This is a genomic window from bacterium (genome assembly GCA_026416715.1).
GTDB lineage: Bacteria > UBP4 > UBA4092 > JAOAEQ01 > JAOAEQ01 > JAOAEQ01.
In genome coordinates this window covers 1-667 of the sequence record JAOAEQ010000056.1, presented here as the reverse complement: position 1 = coordinate 667, position 667 = coordinate 1, and the positions used below count along the sequence as shown (strand labels likewise).

The 667-nt window shown below is 30.4% G+C and carries 1 protein-coding gene; it reads left to right on the top strand.

Annotated elements, in window-relative coordinates; genetic code table 11:
- Window positions 1-667 (top strand): hypothetical protein (locus N3A72_12450; GenBank protein MCX7920387.1); only part of this gene is annotated, 667 nt, incomplete at both ends.

The following is a 667-nucleotide window of genomic DNA, read 5'->3' as shown; positions in this document are numbered from 1 at the left end:
TACTCCAGCAGGTAGCTTATCTATTAAATTAGCTGATACTTCTTTAACTTTAAATAGTAATGGTTTATCTATTTCTACCTCTGTTATTAATAGTATTAATGATAAAGTATCAAAGACACAAAACTCTTTAGTAACTTCTACTACTACATACGACACAACTGGTAATCTTATATTAAATTATAACATAACAAATAATAATCAAGCTGTAAATAAAGCTTATGTTGATACACAAATAGGTATTTTAACAACTTATGCTGATAATGGTTTAAGCACTAAAGTAAATAAAGCTGGTGATACAATGACCGGCTTCTTAACTTTAAGTGCTGATCCAACAAATAACCTACATGCTGCTACAAAGCAATATGTAGATAATAATGATGCATTAAAAGTTAGTAAATCAGGCGATACAATGTCTGGAGCACTAACTTTACATGCTGATCCTGTAAATAACTTACATGCTGCTACAAAACAATATGTAGATTCTAATGATGCATTAAAGGTTAATAAAGCTGGCGATACAATGACCGGCTTCTTAACTTTACATGCTGATCCAACAAGTGATTTACATGCTGTAACTAAACAGTATGTTGATACAAATATTACAAGCATAAACTCAGCATTAACTAGTGTTATAAATACTAAAGTGAATAAAGCCGGTGATACAATG